The following is a 21,560-nucleotide window of genomic DNA, read 5'->3' on the forward strand; positions in this document are numbered from 1 at the left end:
ACCAATGAGGTTAACCAATGGATTTGACATCAGTTCATCGGCACTTACTGCTCAGCGATTAAGAATGGATGTTGTCTCATCTAATATAGCGAATGCGGATACAACACGTGCTAAGTTCGTAGATGGGAAATGGGTTCCCTATACAAGAAAGTTAGTTGCTTTTGAAACAAAGTCACAACCCAGTTTTGCGCAGTCGCTTAATTCAGCAATGGCTGATGGTACTGGTGAAGGTGTAAGGGTGAATAAAATTTTTGAAGATAAGTCGCCATTGAAGCAAGTCTATAACCCAACTCATCCAGATGCGGATGGGAACGGATTCGTTTATATGCCTAATGTCGATGTGCTTAAAGAAATGGTCGATATGATATCTGCCACTAGATCTTATGAAGCGAATGTAACCGCCCTTAATGCAAGTAAATCAATGATAACCAAAGCTTTGGAGATTGGTAGATAACCACTACAGGAGGTTGCATCATGATTGACAAAATAAGTTACAGTCCATTAAACATCATGAGTTCCATTCAACCAAAGGATAACTCCGGTGAAGGGGCTGCTGACCTTGGTAAAAGATTCGGTTCGTTCCTGAATGACGCAATGACAAACTTAAACACGCAACAAAAGCAAGTGGACAATTTGAATCAGAGTTTCATCAAAGGTGAGCTTTCCGATGTTCATCAACTGACAATAGCCTCTGAGAAAGCATCGCTAGGACTTGAGTTGACTGTACAAGTCAGAAACAAAGTTCTTGAAGCTTACCAAGAAATGATGAGAATGCAGCTGTGATTGACTTAGATGCTGCTAAATTTTGGTTCGATGAGGTGACAGAGTGAACGAGAACCTGCTCCAGTACTGGGAAAAGGTGAAGCAATATTGGAATCGTTATAGTAGAACTACGAAAATCACTTTTATAGCAACGGTTGTCCTACTGATTCTTACTGCGGCGATTATAAGTTTTAATTTATCAAAAACGGAGTATTCACTCGCATTTACAGAATTGCAGCCAAGTGATGCTTCAGCCATTAAATCATATCTAGATACAGCAAAGATTCCGTATCATCTTAGTGCTGATGGTAAAAGTATCGAAGTACCAACAAGCGAAGTAGCAAATGTAAAGCTTGGGGTAGAGTCTCAAGGTTTAAATAAGAACGGCTCTTTAGGCTTTGGGGCATTTAGCGACAGCAGCTCATTTGGTATTACAGACAACGAATTCAAAGTGAAATACTTGAACGCGATACAAGGCGAGCTTCAACAGTTGATTAACTCTAATCAAGCAATCGCTAGTTCTAAAGTTCTCATCTCACTTCCAGAAGAAGGACCTTTCTTACAGCAACAGCAAGAGAAAGCAACGGCATCTGTTGTCGTGCAAACCAAACAGGGCTATACATTAGATCAAGCAAAGGTTGATACGATCTATAACTTAGTATCGCACAGTGTTAAGAATCTCCCTCTAGAGAATATAACGATCTCAGACCAGTATGGACAGAGTCTTGTATCTTCGAAGGTAGGCGGAACGTCATCCACGAGTTTAGTCACTAGTCAAGCGGATATTAATAACCAGTTCCGAAATGATTTGCAGAAGAATATCAATACAATGCTGGGTACGATGTTTGGCCGTGACAAAGTGAATGTAAGTGTATTCTCAACAATGAATTTTGATCAAAAGAAAAGCAAAGAGCAGCTTGTCAGCGCTCCGAATCAAGTGGATCAAAAAGGGTTGGAAATTTCCCTGCAGGAAGCAAGTGAATCGTATCAGAACAATGGGGCTGATACGGGTGGTGTACCAGGTACAGGGACTACAGATGTTCCAGGCTATCCGGGGGCGGCCAGCTCAGGCAAGTCTAACTCAGAGAAAAATAATAAGACTGTCAATTATGAAGTCAATCGAATTACTAACGATATTATCTCTACACCGTATGTTGTGAAAGATTTAAGTATTAATGTAGGGATTGAGCCTCCAGTTAAAGATGATCCCAACTCATTGACGGCTGAGACCAAGGCTGCGGTCCAAAGTGCACTAGTAAACATCGTAAGAACAGCATTAGCGGATAATAAGGTTACATATACAGACGAAGATTTACAGAAAAAAGTTACAGTATTCGCACATTCATTCGCAAGACCAACGGACACACTCGCTTCGAAAACGACAACATACATAACGTATGCAGGTTTAGCTTTAGCGGCGCTTGCAATTGGATTAATTGCAGGGTTCGCAATTAGAAAACGTAGAAAAGCTGCGCAGCAACAATTGGAACAAGAAATGAATATTGCAGCAGGTAAGGCAGAGCTTCCAACGATTGATATCGAAAATGTTACTAATGACAATCAAGTACGCAAGCAGCTAGAAACTCTAGCCAAAAAGCGACCAGAAGATTTTGTCAATTTGCTTCGTACTTGGTTAGTAGACGAATAGAGGTGCACTTGTATGGCCAAAGCTGCTCTGCAAGGGTTAACCGGACGACAAAAGGCAGCCATTCTTTTGATCAGTTTAGGCCCTGAGGTGTCTGCTCAAATATTTAAACACTTGCGAGAAGAAGAAATTGAGCAGTTAACGTTAGAGATTGCAAATGTTAGAAAAGTAGATTCTTATGAAAAAGAAGCTATTTTATCTGAATTTCATCAAATTTGCTTAGCTCAAGAGTTTATTTCTCAAGGTGGTATTGCTTACGCCAAGGATATTTTGGAAAAGGCTTTGGGATCACAAAAAGCGCTTGATATTATCAATCGTCTGACAGCAACTCTGCAAGTGAGACCTTTCGATTTTGCAAGAAAAGCAGATCCTGCTCAAATTCTTAACTTCATTCAAAATGAGAATTCTCAAACAATCGCTTTAGTATTGTCTTATTTACAAGCAGATCAAGCATCGATCATCTTGTCGTCACTACCACAGGAAAAGCAAGCTGATGTTGCTAAGCGTATTGCACTAATGGACAGCACATCTCCTGAAGTCATTAGTCAGGTAGAACGCGTTCTTGAACAAAAGCTATCTTCAACTGTAACTCAGGATTACACAAATGCAGGTGGTATTGCTTCCATCGTTCAAATTCTGAATGGTGTCGATCGGGGTACAGAGCGTACCATTCTCGATTCCCTCGAAATTCAGGATCCGGAGCTTGCGGAAGAAATTAAGAAGCGGATGTTTGTCTTCGAAGATATCGTTAATATCGATAATCGTTCGATTCAGCGAATTATTCGCGACATTGAGAATGCAGATTTACAGCTTGCCCTTAAAGTTGCGAGCGAAGAAGTTCGCGATGCCTTGTTCAAGAATATGTCCAAACGTATGGCGGATACCTTTAAGGAAGAAATGGAATTTATGGGACCCGTACGTTTACGTGATGTTGAAGAAGCTCAGACCCGAATTGTTGCAACGATTCGCCGCTTAGAAGAATCTGGTGAAATCATCATCGCACGTGGTGGAGGAGATGATATTATTGTCTAATGTCATTAAATCTTTTGCTTATTTTCCGTTAGATGATAAGAAATTAGTAGAAACAATTTCACCACTTGAATTATTACGCGCAGGTATGTTAACGGATGAAGCCAATCAATTGACTCCTGAACAGCAGCAGGAACTGACAGAAGCCACAAGTATGAAGGAGCAGATCCTTCAAGACGCTGAGACTTTTGCCCATGAACAAATCGATCAGGCAATGCAGGAGTGTTCTGTGCTTCGTGAACAAACGCATGCAGAAATCACGAGTTGGTGGGAGAGCCGGCGTGCTGAAGATGAAGAGCACATCGCGCTATCCAGACAATCAGGATTTGAAGAGGGATACGAGCAAGGGATTGTTCAAGCCGAAGATAATCTCCGACAAGAATACGGTGAGATGTTATCAGAAGCTCGATCCATTTTGGAACAAGCTTACAAGCTTAAGCAGCAAATCATTCAAGAATCAGAACCATTCTTAATTGAGCTTAGCACTTCCATCGCAGAGAAAGTAATTGGGCGTCAGTTAACTTTAAATCCAGAATGGGTCATTGATTTAATTCAGATGGTACTTTCACGTAGACGAGAAAAAGGAATTATCGCGCTTTGTGTAGCACCTTCACAGTTTGCGTACATCCAAGATGCACGCGAAGAGTTATTAACTTCCATTGATTCACAAGCAGAATTACAAATTATCCCGGACTCTACGGTACAAGACCGTGGCTGTGTGATACGTTCCTCATTTGGAAGCATTGATGCCAGAATTGATACTCAGTTAAAAGAGATTAAGTCGGCGCTAAGACAATTGGCAACTCAAAGTGAGGTATCCGAGTTATGAGCAGCAAGCTGCCAAATGCTGATAAATACAAGGAGCATCTACATACGATTGATCCGATTCGAGTGAACGGTAAAGTGACGCAGGTGATAGGGCTGACAGTTGAGTCGGAAGGTCCTGATGTGAGCATTGGCGATCTTTGCTACATATATCCGCACAAGTCTAACAAGCCGCTAAAGGCTGAGGTCGTTGGATTTCGAAGCAATAAAGTAGTCCTAATGCCACTCGGTGATTTGGATGCAATAGGTCCTGGATGCGATGTCGTAGGCACCGGGAAGCCTCTTACTGTCCAAGTTGGGCATGAGCTGCTTGGTAAGGTTTTAGATGGTCTGGGACAACCCTTAGATGGTTCATTCCTACCTTCTAGAATGGCACAATATTCAACGAATAATGTGCCCGGAAACCCGTTAACACGTCCACGCGTTCTGATTCCAATTTCGGTTGGTGTTCGCTGTATTGATGGCTTATTAACAATTGGTAAGGGTCAGCGTGTCGGTATCTTTGCTGGATCAGGTGTTGGTAAAAGTACGTTGATGGGTATGATTGCCCGTAATACATCCGCTGATGTCAACGTAATTGCTCTTATTGGTGAGCGTGGTAGAGAGGTTCTGGACTTTATTGAAAGAGATTTAGGTCCTGAAGGACTTGCCCGATCCGTTGTGATTGTTGCAACGTCAGATCAACCCGCTTTGATCCGAATCAAAGGTGCGATGATTGCAACTAGTATTGCCGAATATTTCAGAGATCGCGGATTGAATGTCATGATGATGATGGATTCGGTCACTCGTTTTGCTATGGCACAGCGTGAAGTCGGACTTGCTGTTGGAGAACCTCCAGCCACACGTGGTTATACGCCTTCGGTTTTTGCCATGCTTCCGCGGCTTTTAGAACGTTCAGGTACGGGGCCAAAGGGCTCCATTACCGCTTTTTATACCGTGCTTGTTGATGGGGATGACATGAATGAGCCTATCGCTGATGCTGTGCGAGGTATTTTGGACGGACATATTGTCCTAAATCGCAGTATTGCTAATAAGGGTCATTATCCAGCCATCGATGTTTTATCCAGCGTAAGCCGAGTCATGAAAGAAATTGTTCCTACTGAACACATGGAAGCAGCTGATCAATTGAAGCGACTTCTTTCTATATATAAAGATTCGGAAGATCTTATCAATATAGGGGCGTACCAAAAAGGTTCTAACCCAAATATTGATATCGCTATGGATAATATCGAGGCAATATGGGATTTCACGAAGCAAAAAACCTCTGAGAAGTTGACGTTTGAAGAAGCTCAACAACGTTTGATTCATGAATTTTATAAGGGATGAGGCTCCTGAATGAATTTTCGTTATTCTTTCCAGCAAATTGTCGATTTGAAAAACAATGAACGAACACAGGCAGAGTGGATTCTGTCTGAGGCAATGGGGCAACTAAGGAACGAAGAAACGAGCTTGCATGGATTGTTTGAGCAAAAAGATAGCCTTCATGACGAAATGGCGAGTGTTTCTAGCAGTTCGGTGTCCATCTCCAAGATGCTGTTGATGCAAAACTACATGAATCATGTTGATCAACAGATTGCTCGCAAGCATTTGGATGTGCAGCAAGCACAGCATGTCGTGCTCAAAAAGCAGGAACATCTTTCGGAAAGAATGATTGATGAGAAGGTATGGTCGAAGGCAAGAGAGAAGGCTTACAACCAATTTCAATCTTTTGTCGCCAAAAAAGAGCAAGAAGCTCTAGATGAAATGGCCACCAACCGTTTCAGACGACTAACGTATTGAAGAAGGCAAAGGAGGGAAGAGGAGATGGCCGATACAAGCATAGAAGGTGCATCTTATAGTGCACTGGAACGATTTCTGATATGGTTTGTCATCCCCTTTGTGTTTACGGCAGTTTTGCTTTTCGTACTCTTGTCAATATTTGATTATGATATCAAAAGCAGTATACAGAAGGCTCTGCACAATACACCGGTCATTGGGACAATCGTCCCTGCTCCCAAAGAAAAAGCATTAGTGACTAGCGATGGTAAAGTACCGACTTCTGAGCAAAGCATCAAGAATAAAGATGAAGAGATTACGAAGCTAAACACAAGAATAGCTGAACTTCAAACGGCATTGCAGAAAGCTGATTCGACAACCGAACAGAAGGATCTTTCATTGAAAGATGCTCAGGCGAAGTTAACCGAACTGGAAGAGAAGCTGAAGAATAAGACGCAAACCGAAGAAGAATACAACAATCAAATTACTCAAATTGCGAGTATGTATTCTAAAATGAATCCAAGTAAAGCGGCCCCTATCATTGAAGCATTGACACCTAAAGAAATGGTACTAGTCTTTTCAATGATGAAAGCAGATAGCCGTGGAGCAATTCTTGAAAAAATGGACCCGACTAAAGCGGCTGAGGCATCTATTGGGGTTAAGGATGTTGTTCCAGCTCGCGATAAACAAATCGCTGCCTTGCAAGAGAGATTGGCAACGAATGGAGCAAAAGACTCGACCAAGGCTGCAACATCCGTAAGTAAATCAGATTTAGGGCAAACTTTTGCCAACATGACGCCAAAAAGTGCTTCAAATGTTTTACTGGAAATGAATAAATCTAATCCTGATAAAGTGTTAGCTATTCTCAGTGGGATGGATAACGCTTCTCGTTCTAAAGTAATGTCTTCTTTGTCAGACGCAAATAAAGAAATCGCAGCCTCAATTACAGCTAAACTTGTTCAGTAATGTCATTGATTTCACGAAGGGAGGTGAAAAAAATGGACGTACAAATGCCAACAGTACCTACTGGAAAAACGGTTTCAACAGCAACAGGTAAAGCAAGTACGACTGAAACGGCTACCAAAGATACTTCTTTTAATCAAGTATTAGATGGTCGAATTGTACAAGAGAGTGCTTCTGGTGATGTAAATGATTCCGATCCAGCCCTTTCTCTGAACATGCTGCTTCAAATGCTTCAAAGCTTGGTATTGCCCCTTCAAGGTGCCGCTGTACAGGAGGTCGGACAAGGGACGGAAGATCAACCTCTACCAGAAATGCTTTTGGAGGCAATGAACAGTAATCCTGCGCTAGCTGAACAATTATTACAAGATCCCAATGTAAAGAAGTGGTTTGAAGATGCTGAGCAATTGTTAAGTACACTTGGCGATGCTCAATCTAACGCGGCTTTCGCACTGCCGAATGGATTGAATCTTCAGCCTGCAGATACATTAAACTTACAGGCTCAGAATACTTTGCTTACACTGACAACTCTGACTAAACAGCAGCCTGACAATCCTATTTTGAAGTTTTTGAACGAGGATTTACTTAGCACTATTGGGCCTTTGCTTCCAGAATTGATGGCGACTCTGAAGGGACCAACATCAATAACTGTTGCAACAACGAATACGTCTAAGACTCTTGAAGGTTTAGTAGAAGGAAGTAAAAGTGATTCCTCATCTGTTGACAGAGCTAGTCATGTTAAACAGGCGAAAAAGTTTGGTGTTGAGCAGAAGATAGATGGAGATTCATTTACACTCGTGCAACCAACAAAGTCAAAACTTGAGCTTTTAGCAATCAAGAATGTACTTCACGCACCAGTTATCGAGTCAACTACAACATCCGAAGAGTCATTAGTAGATCTAGTTGATTTGCCAACTGAAACCGCTACTGCAACGAATAACATTGTTACGATAGGTGATCTGCAGAAATCACAACAGGCCTCTATTGCAGTTGATAAAGTGCCAACAACAACGATTAATGCAGCGAATTTTACAGAAGAAATGACAGAGCATGTTTTGAAGAATATGAAGATTACGATGGCTGGCGGTTTTTCTGAAGCTAAACTATCTTTATTCCCTAAAAATCTCGGTCATATTGATGTAAGAATTTCGATGCAGGATGGACAACTGATTGCACAATTTGCTGCAGATTCCTTAGCTGGTAAACAGATGTTGGAAAGTCAGCTTCCACAGTTAAGACAAGCACTTCAAACACAAGGTTTGCAAGTTGAGAAGCTTGAGGTCACTCAAAATCAAAACATGCAATCCAGTATGTTCCAAGATCAACGTCAACAGCAAACATTTGGTCAATCTCAGCATCAAAGCAAAAATGGATCAAGTAACTACGATGAAGATTCACTTGATTTTAATCAAGAAATAGAAAATGTAGCTCAAATACGAACTGCAGTTAATGGAAACTCCTTCGATGTTATTGCCTAGAAAGCAATAAATGTGAAGAAGTTGGAGGTGAAAGTGTGGCTACAGCCCCGATTTCAGGTAATGTTGCCGATTTGATCAATTCCGGCAAAAATGCAAAAAGCAAAGATAAAGACAACAATACATTAGGCAAAGATGATTTCCTTAAAATCTTGATTACTCAACTTCAAAATCAAGACCCAACGCAACCTTTGCAAGATAAAGAGTTTATTGCACAAATGGCGCAATTCACATCCGTAGAGCAACTTACGAATATGGCTGGTGAAATGAAGCTAATGCGTCAATCTCTTGGTTTTGTTTCAGGCTTGATTGGGAAATCGATCACATGGACGGATATCGATTCATCTGGAGCATCTGTCGAAAAGTCGGGTGTTATTGATTCCATTACATTCAAGGACGGAAATCAATACGCCAATGTGAAGGGAGTGGAAATTTCTCTTGACAAGCTCAAGAAAATTGAGAATGTTGGAGAAACCAAATGACAGAGAGAATATCCATAGGGCAGCTTTATCCTAATGCGGTTTCTCCTGCGTCTACGAGACGAACACCTGTACAGCAGCCGGCATCCAATTCCGGTATTCCAACTTTTCAGAAACTTCTTCAGGAGCAATTTGTTCGTTTCAGTCATCATGCAGAGGTTAGACTGAAAGAGAGAGATATTCAATTAAAGCCAGAGCAATTGGATAAGCTTAACAAAGCAATCGACAAGGCTGCTGCAAAAGGTGCTAAGGATGCGCTTATGATTCTGGGTGGCAATGCTTTAATTGTTAATGTTCCTAACCGAACTGTTGTGACGGCGCTTGATGGAAATGCAATGAATGAACATGTATTTACACAAATAGATAGTGCCATTATTATTTCTTAACCATCAGGCTCGACCGTGCAGGAAGCCTGGGGCTGTGGAGCGATAGAAGCAGCTCATTTTATTTTTAATCCGATTAGGAGGCCTATTAGATGTTAAGATCTTTGTACTCAGGCGTTTCAGGTATGCGTGGTTTTCAAACGAAATTAGATGTTATCGGTAATAATATCGCAAACGTAAATACCATCGGATTCAAAGGCAGCCGTGTTATGTTCAAAGATATTCTTAGTCAAACCGTTGCTGGTGTTAGTGCTGCCGATGAGAACCGCGGTGGTGTGAATGCTCAGCAAGTAGGATTAGGTGTTAGTTTGGCAGCTATTGATACAATACATACGGCTGGAAGTGCAATGACAACGAATGTGACTACTGATTTGCGTATAAACGGTGACGGATTCTTTGCTGTAGGGACAACGGAGCAGGTTGACACGCCATACTTGACAAGATCAGGTAATTTCACTTTAGATGCTACCAGAAATCTTGTTAATGCTGAAGGACTTCATGTTATGGGTGCTGAAGGTGCTGGTCCGATAGTGCTTCCTGATGATATTGTTTCATTCTCAATAGCACAAAACGGAGATATTATTGGTGTTAACAATACAGGAGCAACGGTTACTACAGGTCAGAAAGTTGGCGTCGTTAAAGTAATTAACCCTTCTGGTCTTGAGAAAATTGGTGGGAATTTGTATCGCATGACAGCTAATGCGAACCCAGACCCAGAGACAATTACAGTTGGTGCACCAGGTAATCCAGAAACGGGAACAGGGACACTGATCTCAGGACAATTGGAAATGTCGAACGTTGACTTAACAGGTGAATTCACCGAAATGATTATTGCTCAACGTGGTTTCCAAGCGAATTCTCGGATTATCACGACTTCGGATGAAGTGCTACAAGAAGTCGTTAATCTTAAACGTTAATCTTAAGGTGATGTGAAAGAGGGGAGCTAGTCTCCCCTTATCCTGATACAGGAGGAGAAACATGATTTCTCTCACTCGTTTAAACGGTAAAGCCATTATCCTGAATGCCATACTGATCGAACTTATTGAAGAGACTCCAGACACAATGATCACGTTGACAACAGGTAAGAAAATCACAGTACTCGAAAAGGCAGAGGTTGTGGTAAGCTTAGTGCGGACCTACATGCAGGAGATTGGCTCAGTGCGAGCGACAATAAAGTCCAGGGATGCGGAGGGTTCGTAAGTGTTTAAGAACAAAATTTTCATACTCATTGTTTCCATTCTAATTGCAATTACTCTGATTTTGACGGCTGCCTTCGTATTGTGGAACTTTATGGAGAAAAATAATCAATCCAAAGACCCTGCGGTACAAGCTCAGGAAGCTGTTGCAAGCGTGAAGCCAACGAAAGCGCCATCTGCGGAAGCTAAAAAGGCAAACACTGCTATTATTAAAGATATTTTGACGAATTTGTCTGGCAGTCAAAACTTCATTAAAATCAGTTTCGCTTTTGAACTAGAAAATTCAAAGGGTAAGGCAGAGTTTGATAGTTTGCTGGACTCAGCGGTTAAAGGAACAATCGTACAAGCGCTTGGAGATTTGACAAAAGATCAAATTGAAGGAAGTAAGGGTTCCGACAGTTTAATCTCTACGTTAATGAACAAATTAAACCCCTTGCTACATGAGGGTAAAATTAAGCAAATTTGGATAACCGATAAAGTACTTCAATAACTCGCTGTTGATTTTGCTTAAAGGAGGTGACTCGAATGGTTGATGTTCTGTCGCAAAATGAGATCGATGCCTTGCTAGCTGCTTTGTCCTCAGGCGAAATGGATGCGGATGAACTTAAAAAAGAGGAAACGCAGAAGAAGGTAAGGGCCTATGACTTTAAGAGAGCAGTACGTTTCTCAAAGGATCATATTCGTAGCTTAACCCGGATTCACGAAAACTTTGCACGATTTTTAACAACGTATTTTTCTGCTCAGCTCCGTACGTTCGTACAGATCAGTGTTGTCCAGGTTGAACAACTACCCTACGACGAATTTATTCGTTCGATCCCGAAAATGACCATTTTGAACATCTTTGAAGCGGAGCCTTTAGAGGGTCGAATGGTGCTTGAGGTTCATCCCAATGTCGCATTTGCTATGTTGGATCGTTTGTTGGGCGGTGCGGGTACGACCCCAACCAAAATTAATGCTTTAACTGAAATTGAAACGATTGTGATGGAACGTATTTTTAGCAGAGCATTCGATAGTTTACAAGAGGCATGGAAGACTGTCATTGATATTCAACCTCGTTTAGAGGCCCTTGAAACAAATCCGCAGTTCATGCAGATTGTTTCACCTAATGAAACCATTGCGCTAATATCACTTAGTACCAAAATCGGTGATACAACAGGGATGATCAACTTGTGTATCCCTCACGTGGTCATCGAACCCATTATGCCTCGACTTTCTGTACATCACTGGTTTGTTTCCCAGAAGAAGACGAGAGCACCTGAAGAAGTGGAAGCACTTCAATCGCGCTTGGAAAAAACCAAGCTGCCTCTCATTGTAGAATTGGGATCGTCCGAAATTTCCATACGTGATTTCCTTGGCTTAGTGCCTGGCGATGTAATCCCGCTGCATAAATCCGTCGAAGATTCGCTTCAAGTCAAAGTGGGTGAGAAGCTGAAATATCTCGGAAGCCCCGGTACCTTAAAAGGGAAGATGGCTGTACAAATTACAGAAATCGTAAACGAAGGAGAAGAAGATTATGACGAATAACAGAGATTATTTGTCCCAGGAAGAGATCGATGCTTTGTTGAGACAGTCATCGGACGATAGTTCAGCCTCTTCTTATAGCGGGCCTCCTAAAGTTGAAGACTATTTATCTCCCCTAGAACAGGATGCACTTGGTGAAATTGGTAATATCACTTTTGGAAGTGCAGCCACAGCTCTTTCGACACTGCTTGGAAAGAAAGTAGAAATTACGACACCGAAGGTTTCTGTTATTGGTAAAGAGGAATTGGAAGAGCAGTTTCCAAAACCTCATGTAGCGGTTCATGTTAATTATGTCGATGGTTTCGATGGTATTAATTTACTTGTAATTAAAACAAAAGATGCCCAAGTCATTGCTGACTTAATGATGGGTGGAGACGGTACAGGCGGAGATGAAAATCTCAGTGAAATTCATATTAGCGCTGTGCAAGAAGCCATGAATCAAATGATGGGATCTTCGGCTACATCTATGTCTACGATCTTCAATCGATTTGTCAATATCTCTCCTCCAGGAATAGACATATTAAATTTGTCGAAAGGAGAAGGAAAACTGCCCGACGAGGACGTATTTATAAAGATATCGTTCCGACTCACCATTGGCGATCTTATTGATTCTAACATTATGCAATTATTACCTGTTCCGTTCGCCAAAGAAATGGTATCGATTCTCATGGGTGGTGATTCTGATTCTTCGATGGAAGCAGCACCTGCTGCTCAAGTAACAGCACCGTCACCAGTACCTGTACAGGAAGCACTTACTCCGCCCCCAGCAGCTCCTGGACCGATGTACCAGCAGCAGCAGCCAGTTTATGAACAGCCGATGTATCAACAGCCACCAATGGGACAGCCGATGTATCCACCACAACAGCCTATGTACCCGCCTCAGCAACCCATGTATCAGCAGCCTCCGGCAGCTTATGGTGGGATGCCGAATCGGAATGTAAATGTTCAACCCGTACAATTCGGAAATTTACAATCAGGTTCGTTGGGACAGGCTGATGATACAAATCTTAATTTACTACTGGATATACCTCTTAAGGTGACTGTAGAATTAGGCAGGACGCATAAGGTGATTAAAGACATCTTAGAACTTTCCCAGGGATCGATCATTGAATTGGATAAGCTGGCAGGTGAGCCTGTAGATATCTTAGTAAATAATAAGTTGATTGCCAAAGGCGAAGTTGTCGTCATCGATGAAAACTTTGGGGTCCGTGTTACAGACATTGTTAACCAGTGGGAACGAATTCAAAAGTTACAATAATTTAAATTTAGGGGGATTTTACTCATGGCTAACCGTATTCTAATTGTTGATGATGCTGCATTTATGAGAATGATGATTCGTGATATTTTATCAAAAAATGGTTATGAGGTTTGTGGAGAAGCGAATGATGGTGCTCAAGCCATCGAAAAATACAAGGAATTGAAACCTGATTTAATTACTATGGATATTACGATGCCTGAGATGGATGGTATTCAAGCATTGAAAGAAATCAAAAAAATTGAACCTACTGCAAAGGTTATTATGTGTTCCGCAATGGGGCAGCAAGCCATGGTTATTGATGCCATTCAAGCAGGGGCAAAAGACTTTATCGTGAAACCATTTCAAGCAGACCGTGTTATCGAAGCGATTAAAAAGACTCTAGGCTAAGCCGTCTACGTTCGGTTGAGTCTTACATAAACCGAAAGGGTTGTGACTATGAGAAGACTCCAATCGAAACGACTGATTACTGCAATATTAAGTGTAGTCGCAATGTTATATACCAAATCCTTTACCTTTGCTGAAACAGAGCCGGGGCAAGGTCTTCCAACATCGGAATTTCCGACTACCGACTCGTTTAATTCGTTTGGCATGGTTGTTAAAGTTATTTTCTTTCTTATATTAATTATTCTCTTATTCTTTGTGCTTATGAAGTACATAGCTAAGAAAAATAAAGGTACTATGTTCGGGAACTCAATACGTTCTTTAGGTGGAGTTCCCCTCGGGCAAAATAAATCTATTCAGATTGTTGAAATTGGTCATTCGCTCTTCGTGGTTGGCGTCGGTGAGAACATTCAGTTGTTGGATAAGATCAATGACGCCGATGAAGTTGCGTATATCTCGGAATTGCTTACTTCTTCTCAGGATGATCGGGTGGGCTTTGGTGCAATAAGCAAATGGATAAGCAAGCTTCCTGTTAGAAAGAAAGAGATCGAGGAAGAAGTAGAAATTACTTCATCCTTTCAACAAGTATTTCACGATAGGCTGCAGCGAGTATCAAACCGTAATAAAGATGCTCACGAATGGCTTTCTGATCAAAAACAAACAGATCGGTTGAATGATGAATGAAAAGAAATAAATTAGTTCTTACGCTTCTGATTGTCATGATTTCAGTGTTCCTCTTATCACTGACAGCTTCTGCTGCTGAAACAGTTCCAACCAATCCGATACCTGGGTTAAATGTGAATATTGGGACTAGTGGCACTGCCGGTGGATCTTCTAACACAGTTACGTTATTGCTCTTATTAACCGTATTAAGTCTTGCACCATCTTTTCTTATTTTAATGACTAGTTTCACAAGAATTGTCATCGTGCTTGGATTCGTTCGAACATCACTTGGAACCCAGCAGATGCCGCCTAATCAGGTTTTAATCGGACTAGCTCTGTTTTTAACCTTTTTTATTATGTCTCCTACTTTGGGAGAGGTTAATCAGACAGCGCTGCAGCCTTATTTGAAGGGTGAAATTAATCAGACCCAGGCTTATGAGAAAGCATCCTTACCAATGAAGAAGTTTATGTTCAAGCATACACGTCAGAAGGATCTAAAGTTGTTCTTAGACTACACCAAAGCTAAAGCACCTACAGGCGTAGAAGATATACCGATTACTTCATTAGTTCCGGCATACGCAATAAGTGAACTGAAATCAGCTTTCCAGATGGGGTTCATGATTTTTATCCCGTTTCTGGTCATAGATATGGTTGTATCCAGTACCTTAATGGCAATGGGAATGATGATGTTACCGCCTGTTATGATTTCACTCCCTTTTAAAATTCTACTTTTCATACTTGTAGATGGTTGGTATCTTGTGGTGAGATCATTACTCCTAAGCTATGGTTGAGGATCAAGATATCGGAGGTTTCTAAATGGGATCAGAATTTGTAATACGGATTGCTGGTGAGGCTGTTTATACCGTGCTTAAAGCAAGTGCGCCCATGCTTATTATTGGGCTTGTCGTTGGTCTGATCATAAGTATTTTTCAAGCTACAACGCAGATTCAAGAACAAACACTAGCGTTTGTTCCCAAAATCGTTGCGGTTCTGCTGTCTATTTTAATATTTGGACCTTGGATTATGAATACACTGGTTGACTTTACCTTTAATTTACTCAACAACCTTTACAAATTCGTTGGATAGGTTGTGAGCGATATGACATACTTTTTCCAAGTTATCCCTATCTTTCTGCTTATTTTTTGTCGAATTACATCGTTCTTTGTCGTAGTCCCCATTCTTTCTTCAAGAAATGTTCCAATGATGTTCAAAATCGGTCTATCAGTATTCATCTCGTTAATCATTTTTGCGACTATGGGGTTGGATAAACCCATTCCCATGGATGGTGAATACATTCTATTGATTATTCGTGAAATGCTTGTTGGCGTTTTACTTGGTTTTCTCGCCTATATCTTTTTTACGGTTGTCCAGACAGCCGGCTCTTTTATGGATATGCAAATTGGCTTCAGTATGGCGAGTGTGATTGATCCTCTAACGGGAGTCTCAACCCCAATGTTAGGTAACCTTAAATATATGGTCGCCGTTCTGCTTTTTCTTTCTTTTGATGGGCACCATTATTTGATCAGAGCAATTATTGACAGTTACCGCTGGATACCGCTGGACAATCAACTGTTCTCACGCATCTATGATGGACAAATTTCGAATTTCTTGTTTCAATCGCTATCAAAAATGTTTTATCTCTCGTTTCAACTCGCTGCTCCTATCATAGCAGCCCTTTTTTTGACAGATTTAGGACTAGGGCTCTTAACGAGGGTGGCTCCGCAATTCAATATTTTCGTTATTGGAGCACCTTTGAAAATGATTCTTGGTTTTTTCCTGCTAGTCATTCTGTTTCCTGAATTAATATCACAATTTCAACATTTATTTGCAACAATTTTTGATTACATGGAGAAGTTGCTTCAACTGATTAGCGGCACACAGCAACCATCACCTAAGTAGGAGGTAAGCCGTGTCCCAAACATTTCGATTGAAGCTCGATTTACAATGGTTTGCTGGGGAAAAGACGGAACCTGCGACAGCAAAGAAAAGGCAAGATGCTCGTAAAAAGGGTCAAGTTGCGAAGAGCATGGACCTACCTGCGGCATTTATATTACTCTTTTCATTTCTATCATTCCTCATGTTCGGTGGTTATATGAAAGAGAAGTTGGTAAACATCTTTCGCAACGTCTATGAGAATCAACTGACGATGGACATTACAGCCGCAAACGTTCAGGTATTATTCGTAGATTTAGTCCAACAAGGGTTAATCATTTTAGCTCCTATTTTCATCCTTGTAGTTTTAGTAGCCTTTATTGGAAATTATGCACAAATTGGCTTTATGTTCATTGGCGACCCCCTGATGATGAAGTTTAACAAGATCAATCCGATCGAGGGTTTCAAACGAATTTTTTCACTGCGAACCGTCATGGATTTTCTTAAGTCGACAATGAAGATGTTAATTATCGGTTATGTCGTGTATACGACATTAATGGGTGAAAAAGCTAAACTGCTAGGTCTTGGCCACGCTCCTCTAGAGAGTACATTTTCATTTATTGCCTCAGTCACGCTAAAACTAGGGATCAAAATTGGAGCGATTTTAATTGTCCTTGCCATTTTTGATTTCATATATCAAAAGTATGAGTACGAGAAAAGTCTCAAAATGTCCAAACAGGATATCAAGGATGAGTATAAGAAGAGTGAAGGGGATCCACTTATCAAAGGAAAGATCCGTGCGAAGCAGCGTCAGATGGCCATGCAGCGCATGATGCAAGAAGTCCCCAAAGCAGATGTTATTATTACTAATCCAACCCACTTTGCGGTTGCTTTGAAATATGATTCGAACAATATGCAAGCCCCGACAGTTATTGCTAAGGGCGCGGATTATGTTGCTTTAAAGATTAAAGAAGTTGCGAAGAAAAACGGTATTATGACAATGGAAAATAAACCGCTTGCTCGAGCGATCTTTGCACAAGTGGAAATTGGTGACTCGATTCCCGCTGAGCTGTTCCAGGCTGTCGCAGAAGTATTGGCTTATGTATATAAAGTGAAGGGCAAAACGAACTAATGAGGAGGGAGGTACAATCAAATGAAGATCAAGGATTTATTGGTTCTTATAGGCATTATCGGTATTGTATTAATGATGATTGTACCGGTTCCAATCCCTTTGCTGGATTTTCTTTTAATTATTAATATATCGATTGCCTTAATGATTATTTTGGTTGCTATGAATACAAAAGAAGCTCTTCAGTTCTCAATCTTCCCATCTTTACTTCTGATTACGACTTTGTTTCGGTTGGCGTTAAACGTCTCAACTACGCGGAACATTTTGTCGCATGCAGAAGCAGGCGACGTGGTCAGAACTTTTGGTTCTTTCGTTGCTCAAGGCAATATCGTCGTGGGATTCGTCGTGTTTCTCATCCTTGTCTTGGTACAATTCATCGTAATTACCAAAGGTTCTGAGCGCGTTGCCGAGGTTGCAGCGAGATTTACACTCGATGCGATGCCGGGCAAACAAATGAGTATTGACGCAGATTTGAATGCAGGTTTAATCAACGAGGTCCAGGCTCGTGAACGTAGACAAAAGATTGAACGAGAAGCTGATTTCTACGGAGCAATGGATGGTGCGAGTAAGTTCGTAAAAGGGGATGCCATTGCCGGCATCATCATCCTTGTCATCAATTTGATTGGTGGCTTCATTATTGGGATGACTATGAAAGGGATGCCTTTTTCTCAGGCACTTGAAACATTCTCGATATTAACCATTGGTGATGGACTCGTCAGCCAAATTCCAGCCCTGTTGATTTCAACGGCTGCTGGTATTATCGTAACACGAGCATCATCTGAAGGTAATTTAGGCCACGATATTACGAAACAATTAACAGCACAACCTAAGCTTCTTTATATTGTTGCCGGGACTCTTATGGTGCTTGGCATATTCACTCCAATTCATTGGTTCACTACATTCCCGATTGCCGGATTGCTAATTTTCGCAGCATTTAGAATGCAAAAGAATCTAGAGCGCGAAGCGATCAAAGAAGAACAATTGGTGGAAGAGCAGCAAATTGAGGAAGTGCGGAGTCCTGAAAGTGTCATTTCCTTGCTACAAGTCGATCCCATTGAGTTTGAATTCGGTTATGGTTTAATACCCCTTGCTGATACTCAACAAGGTGGAGATTTATTAGATCGGATTATCTTGATTCGCCGACAGTGTGCGCTTGAGCTTGGGGTTGTCGTACCCGTTATTCGCATCCGTGATAATATTCAACTACGGCCGAATGAGTATATCATCAAAATAAAAGGCAATACGGTTGCACGCGGCGAACTACTTCTTAATCACTACCTAGCTATGAGTCCTGGTATTGATGATGATTCAATAGCAGGTATAGAAACGACTGAGCCAGCCTTTGGATTGCCTGCTATATGGATAGATGAAGTGACCAAAGAAAGAGCGGAGCTATCTGGCTACACAGTCGTTGATCCTCCTTCCGTAGTGGCTACACATTTAACCGAAATTATTAAGAAACATACACATGAACTTCTGGGTCGTCAAGAAACCAAAGCACTTATTGAGAATGTTCGCGAGTCTTATCCAGCACTTGTAGATGATCTTATTCCTTCCGTATTGTCAGTTGGGGACGTTCAGAAGGTGTTGGCAAAGTTACTGCGTGAGAAAATTTCTGTACGTGATTTGGTAACGATTTTGGAAACTCTTGCGGATTATGGCACTTATACAAAGGATCCTGAAATACTGACTGAATATGTTAGACAATCATTATCGAGACAAATCACTCAACAGTTTACATCTCTAGGTGATTCCTTAAAAGTGATTACGGTTGGTCCTTCTGTGGAAAAGAAAATTGCCGATTCTGTTCAGCAATCAGATCAAGGAAGTTACTTAGCACTTGACCCATCCTCTTCACAAATCATTTATCATCGCGTCAGCGAGCAAGTGACTAAATTGATTCAATCCGGACAACAGCCTGTTATTTTAACCTCACCAACAATTCGGATGTATTTAAGACAATTGCTTGAGAGAACTTTGCAAGATATACCTGTATTATCCTACAGCGAATTAGAGCCTAGCGTTGAAATTCAGAGTATGGGGGTAGTCAATTTATGAGAGTAAAAAGATATGTTGTCGATTCCATGCCGGACGCTTTGCAAAAAATTCGCACGGATTTAGGCAAGGATGCGGTAATCCTCAATACCAAGGAAATTCGCACAGGTGGTTTTCTTGGTCTATTCGGTAAAAAAAAGATTGAAGTTATCGCTGCAATTGATGGAGCAAACACGAATTCAGGTGGGGCCGCTCAGCGGTTTGCACCTCAGCCTCAACAACAGAAAGTCATGAGTCAAGATCAACCTGTAAGAGCCCAAACGCATCTATCCGATTTTCCTGATGTCCCAGATGTGATCGCTCCCATTTCAGCTAAAAAAGTACCAGTTACCGTTAGCGCAGGAGTTGAGACGCAGCAGGCTTATACATCACAGCAGTCTTACTCACCTGTTTCGGTAAATGCACCTAATAGAGTCAGTCTCAAAGATGAGCACCTCCTGGAGGAGCTCAAACAAATGAAGGAAATGATGAGAAAGCTTACTCACGCATCCGACGTGTCGAGTCTCCCTGAACCTTTACAGAAGATTGAACAACGATTATTTGACCAAGAAGTAGATCCTACGTTAGTTCGTCAAATTTTGGATGAAGTAGTGGCTGATTTTCAGCTTGCAGATGAGCCTGTAACGGATGAGTCAGCTCTTCAAGTCGTGCGATCCAAGCTGGGGCAAGTACTACAGTCCAATCGCAGCAAACAAATTTCACCACAAACACGCGTGGTACATTTCGTAGGTCCAACAGGTGTTGGAAAAACGACAACCATAGCAAAGTTAGCAGCGGAACAAGTGTTGAAGTATCAACGTAAGGTTGGTTTTATTACTTCGGACACGTATCGAATTGCGGCAATTGAGCAGTTGAAAACTTATGGAACCATCTTGAATGTACCCCTTGAAGTTGTTTTCTCACCGCAAGATTTAGCGAAAGCATTTCATAATCTAGAAGAATGTGACGTTATTTTCATGGATACGGCTGGACGCAATTTTCGAAATGAAATGTATGTTTCGGAGCTTAACTCTTTGCTTAAGACACAAGGAAATAGTGAGACCATTCTGGTTCTGAGCTTAACAACAAAGTATCGGGACATGAGAGCGATCACGAACAATTTTAATAAGTTTAAGCTAGATAAAGTATTATTCACTAAGATGGATGAAACAGATTCCTACGGTGCTATTGTAAATGTTGTTCACGAGTTCTCACTGCAGCTTTCGTATGTTACGAACGGTCAAAGCGTACCCGATGATATTACGGAAATGAATGAGTGGCAAATCATTGATTTGTTATTGGAGGAACCTAGAGCATGAAGGATCAAGCAGAAGGGTTGCGGAACCTGGTACAGATACAGAATGACAGAGGCACAAAAGCAACCAGGATTATTACCGTGACTAGCGGAAAGGGAGGCGTAGGTAAATCGAATTTTACGCTAAACTTTGCTTTAACGCTTCAGTCCCAAGGTTATAAGGTTCTTGTTTTTGATGCAGACATTGGGCTTGCCAACATTGATGTGCTGATGGGGATTTCCTCCAAATACAATTTGTATCACTTGTTGAAAAAAGAAAAAACGATCTGGGAAATTATCCAGAAAGGCTACAATGATTTAGATTTTATTGCTGGTGGATCTGGATTTAACGATTTACTTCGCTTAACCGATGAAGAACTGAACTACTTTGCCGAGCAAGTCATGCAGCTCAACGGGTATGTTGATTTTATCATTTTTGACACTGGGGCCGGATTGTCCAAAGAAACGTTGAAATTTATACTTGCCGCCGAAGAGGCCTTTGTTGTCACAACGCCTGAGCCTACGTCCATAACGGATGCTTATGCCATTATAAAAATGGTTAACTCAATGGGACATGACGTTTCTTTTAAACTTGTTATCAACCGAGTAACCGATGCAAAAGAAGGCAAGCACACGGCCGATAAAATTTCTTTAGTAGCTAAACAATTTCTGGATATCCAAATCCCTACCTTAGGATTCGTTGACGATGATGCGGCTGTATCTAAGGCGGTTAAAAAACAGATACCTTTTACTGTTGCTTTTCCGAATTCGGCAGCATCACGAAGTCTTCAATTATTAGTCGATAATTATTTGAATGGTTATCGAGTAATCGACGCACCAACATCCGGTGTCAAGGGCTTTTTAAATAAAATGATGAAACTTTTAAAATAGGATTTTCG

General features: G+C 41.3%; 25 protein-coding genes. All 25 read left to right on the top strand.

Going from position 1 to position 21,560, the window contains the following annotated elements:
- Positions 1-4: 4 nt before the first annotated feature.
- The 25 genes from flgC to GC098_RS35035 all read left to right on the top strand — a co-directional run bounded on the left by flgC (position 5) and on the right by GC098_RS35035 (position 21,552).
- The gene (gene flgC, locus GC098_RS34915; RefSeq protein ID WP_171648834.1) at positions 5-454 is read left to right on the top strand and encodes a flagellar basal body rod protein FlgC; all 450 of its coding nucleotides are present in this window, start codon (positions 5-7) and stop codon (positions 452-454) included.
- A 20-nt stretch (positions 455-474) separates the two neighbouring features.
- On the top strand, positions 475-783 hold the full coding sequence (gene fliE, locus GC098_RS34920) for a flagellar hook-basal body complex protein FliE (RefSeq protein ID WP_171648836.1): 309 nt from the start codon (positions 475-477) through the stop codon (positions 781-783).
- 43 nt (positions 784-826) lie between these two features.
- Positions 827-2,410: a flagellar basal-body MS-ring/collar protein FliF gene (gene fliF, locus GC098_RS34925; protein ID WP_171648838.1), complete on the top strand. Its 1,584-nt coding sequence runs from the start codon at positions 827-829 to the stop codon at positions 2,408-2,410.
- 12 nt (positions 2,411-2,422) lie between these two features.
- On the top strand, positions 2,423-3,439 hold the full coding sequence (fliG, locus tag GC098_RS34930) for a flagellar motor switch protein FliG (RefSeq protein WP_171648839.1): 1,017 nt from the start codon (positions 2,423-2,425) through the stop codon (positions 3,437-3,439).
- Positions 3,432-4,265: a FliH/SctL family protein gene (locus GC098_RS34935; RefSeq protein WP_171648840.1), complete on the top strand. Its 834-nt coding sequence runs from the start codon at positions 3,432-3,434 to the stop codon at positions 4,263-4,265. The genes fliG and GC098_RS34935 overlap by 8 nt, the downstream gene beginning before the upstream one ends.
- Positions 4,262-5,587, top strand: coding sequence for a flagellar protein export ATPase FliI (gene fliI / locus GC098_RS34940; RefSeq protein WP_171648841.1), 1,326 nt, complete (start codon positions 4,262-4,264; stop codon positions 5,585-5,587). The genes GC098_RS34935 and fliI overlap by 4 nt, the downstream gene beginning before the upstream one ends.
- 9 nt (positions 5,588-5,596) lie before the next feature.
- Positions 5,597-6,040 (top strand): flagellar export protein FliJ, encoded by a 444-nt coding sequence (gene fliJ / locus GC098_RS34945; RefSeq protein ID WP_171648842.1) that lies wholly within the window; start codon positions 5,597-5,599, stop codon positions 6,038-6,040.
- Between the two features lie 24 nt (positions 6,041-6,064).
- Complete coding sequence (locus GC098_RS34950; RefSeq protein ID WP_171648843.1) at positions 6,065-6,982, top strand: hypothetical protein; 918 nt, start codon at positions 6,065-6,067, stop codon at positions 6,980-6,982.
- Positions 6,983-7,014: 32 nt separating this feature from the next.
- Complete coding sequence (locus GC098_RS34955) at positions 7,015-8,454, top strand: flagellar hook-length control protein FliK (RefSeq protein ID WP_246359128.1); 1,440 nt, start codon at positions 7,015-7,017, stop codon at positions 8,452-8,454.
- A gap of 35 nt (positions 8,455-8,489) precedes the next feature.
- Positions 8,490-8,933 carry a flagellar hook capping FlgD N-terminal domain-containing protein gene (locus tag GC098_RS34960; RefSeq protein WP_312880527.1) on the top strand — a complete coding sequence of 148 codons (444 nt, stop codon included), beginning with the start codon at positions 8,490-8,492 and terminating at the stop codon, positions 8,931-8,933.
- Positions 8,930-9,316: a TIGR02530 family flagellar biosynthesis protein gene (locus GC098_RS34965; RefSeq protein ID WP_171648844.1), complete on the top strand. Its 387-nt coding sequence runs from the start codon at positions 8,930-8,932 to the stop codon at positions 9,314-9,316. Before GC098_RS34960 ends, GC098_RS34965 begins: the two co-directional genes overlap by 4 nt.
- A gap of 89 nt (positions 9,317-9,405) precedes the next feature.
- On the top strand, positions 9,406-10,230 hold the full coding sequence (flgG, locus tag GC098_RS34970) for a flagellar basal body rod protein FlgG (RefSeq protein WP_171648845.1): 825 nt from the start codon (positions 9,406-9,408) through the stop codon (positions 10,228-10,230).
- Positions 10,231-10,291: 61 nt separating this feature from the next.
- Positions 10,292-10,513, top strand: a complete 222-nt coding sequence (locus tag GC098_RS34975; RefSeq protein ID WP_029195364.1) for a flagellar FlbD family protein — start codon at positions 10,292-10,294, stop codon at positions 10,511-10,513.
- Positions 10,514-10,999 carry a flagellar basal body-associated FliL family protein gene (locus GC098_RS34980; protein ID WP_171648846.1) on the top strand — a complete coding sequence of 162 codons (486 nt, stop codon included), beginning with the start codon at positions 10,514-10,516 and terminating at the stop codon, positions 10,997-10,999. It abuts the gene before it with no gap.
- A 35-nt stretch (positions 11,000-11,034) separates the two neighbouring features.
- On the top strand, positions 11,035-12,033 hold the full coding sequence (gene fliM / locus GC098_RS34985) for a flagellar motor switch protein FliM (protein WP_171648847.1): 999 nt from the start codon (positions 11,035-11,037) through the stop codon (positions 12,031-12,033).
- On the top strand, positions 12,023-13,288 hold the full coding sequence (gene fliY / locus GC098_RS34990; protein WP_171648848.1) for a flagellar motor switch phosphatase FliY: 1,266 nt from the start codon (positions 12,023-12,025) through the stop codon (positions 13,286-13,288). Before fliM ends, fliY begins: the two co-directional genes overlap by 11 nt.
- 24 nt (positions 13,289-13,312) lie before the next feature.
- On the top strand, positions 13,313-13,675 hold the full coding sequence (locus GC098_RS34995) for a response regulator (RefSeq protein WP_029195368.1): 363 nt from the start codon (positions 13,313-13,315) through the stop codon (positions 13,673-13,675).
- A gap of 102 nt (positions 13,676-13,777) precedes the next feature.
- On the top strand, positions 13,778-14,353 hold the full coding sequence (locus GC098_RS35000; RefSeq protein ID WP_216625519.1) for a flagellar biosynthetic protein FliO: 576 nt from the start codon (positions 13,778-13,780) through the stop codon (positions 14,351-14,353).
- The gene (gene fliP, locus GC098_RS35005; protein WP_171648850.1) at positions 14,350-15,123 is read left to right on the top strand and encodes a flagellar type III secretion system pore protein FliP; all 774 of its coding nucleotides are present in this window, start codon (positions 14,350-14,352) and stop codon (positions 15,121-15,123) included. Before GC098_RS35000 ends, fliP begins: the two co-directional genes overlap by 4 nt.
- 25 nt (positions 15,124-15,148) lie before the next feature.
- Positions 15,149-15,418 (top strand): flagellar biosynthesis protein FliQ, encoded by a 270-nt coding sequence (fliQ, locus tag GC098_RS35010; RefSeq protein ID WP_029195371.1) that lies wholly within the window; start codon positions 15,149-15,151, stop codon positions 15,416-15,418.
- 12 nt (positions 15,419-15,430) lie between these two features.
- Complete coding sequence (gene fliR / locus GC098_RS35015; protein WP_171648851.1) at positions 15,431-16,231, top strand: flagellar biosynthetic protein FliR; 801 nt, start codon at positions 15,431-15,433, stop codon at positions 16,229-16,231.
- Positions 16,232-16,241: 10 nt separating this feature from the next.
- Positions 16,242-17,336, top strand: a complete 1,095-nt coding sequence (flhB, locus tag GC098_RS35020) for a flagellar biosynthesis protein FlhB (protein WP_171648852.1) — start codon at positions 16,242-16,244, stop codon at positions 17,334-17,336.
- A 21-nt stretch (positions 17,337-17,357) separates the two neighbouring features.
- Positions 17,358-19,391, top strand: coding sequence for a flagellar biosynthesis protein FlhA (gene flhA / locus GC098_RS35025; protein WP_171648853.1), 2,034 nt, complete (start codon positions 17,358-17,360; stop codon positions 19,389-19,391).
- The gene (flhF, locus tag GC098_RS35030; RefSeq protein WP_171648856.1) at positions 19,388-20,686 is read left to right on the top strand and encodes a flagellar biosynthesis GTPase FlhF; all 1,299 of its coding nucleotides are present in this window, start codon (positions 19,388-19,390) and stop codon (positions 20,684-20,686) included. The genes flhA and flhF overlap by 4 nt, the downstream gene beginning before the upstream one ends.
- On the top strand, positions 20,683-21,552 hold the full coding sequence (locus GC098_RS35035) for a MinD/ParA family protein (RefSeq protein WP_171648858.1): 870 nt from the start codon (positions 20,683-20,685) through the stop codon (positions 21,550-21,552). Before flhF ends, GC098_RS35035 begins: the two co-directional genes overlap by 4 nt.
- Positions 21,553-21,560 lie beyond the last annotated feature (8 nt).

This window comes from Paenibacillus phytorum (genome assembly GCF_013141715.1).
GTDB lineage: Bacteria > Bacillota > Bacilli > Paenibacillales > NBRC-103111 > Paenibacillus_E > Paenibacillus_E phytorum.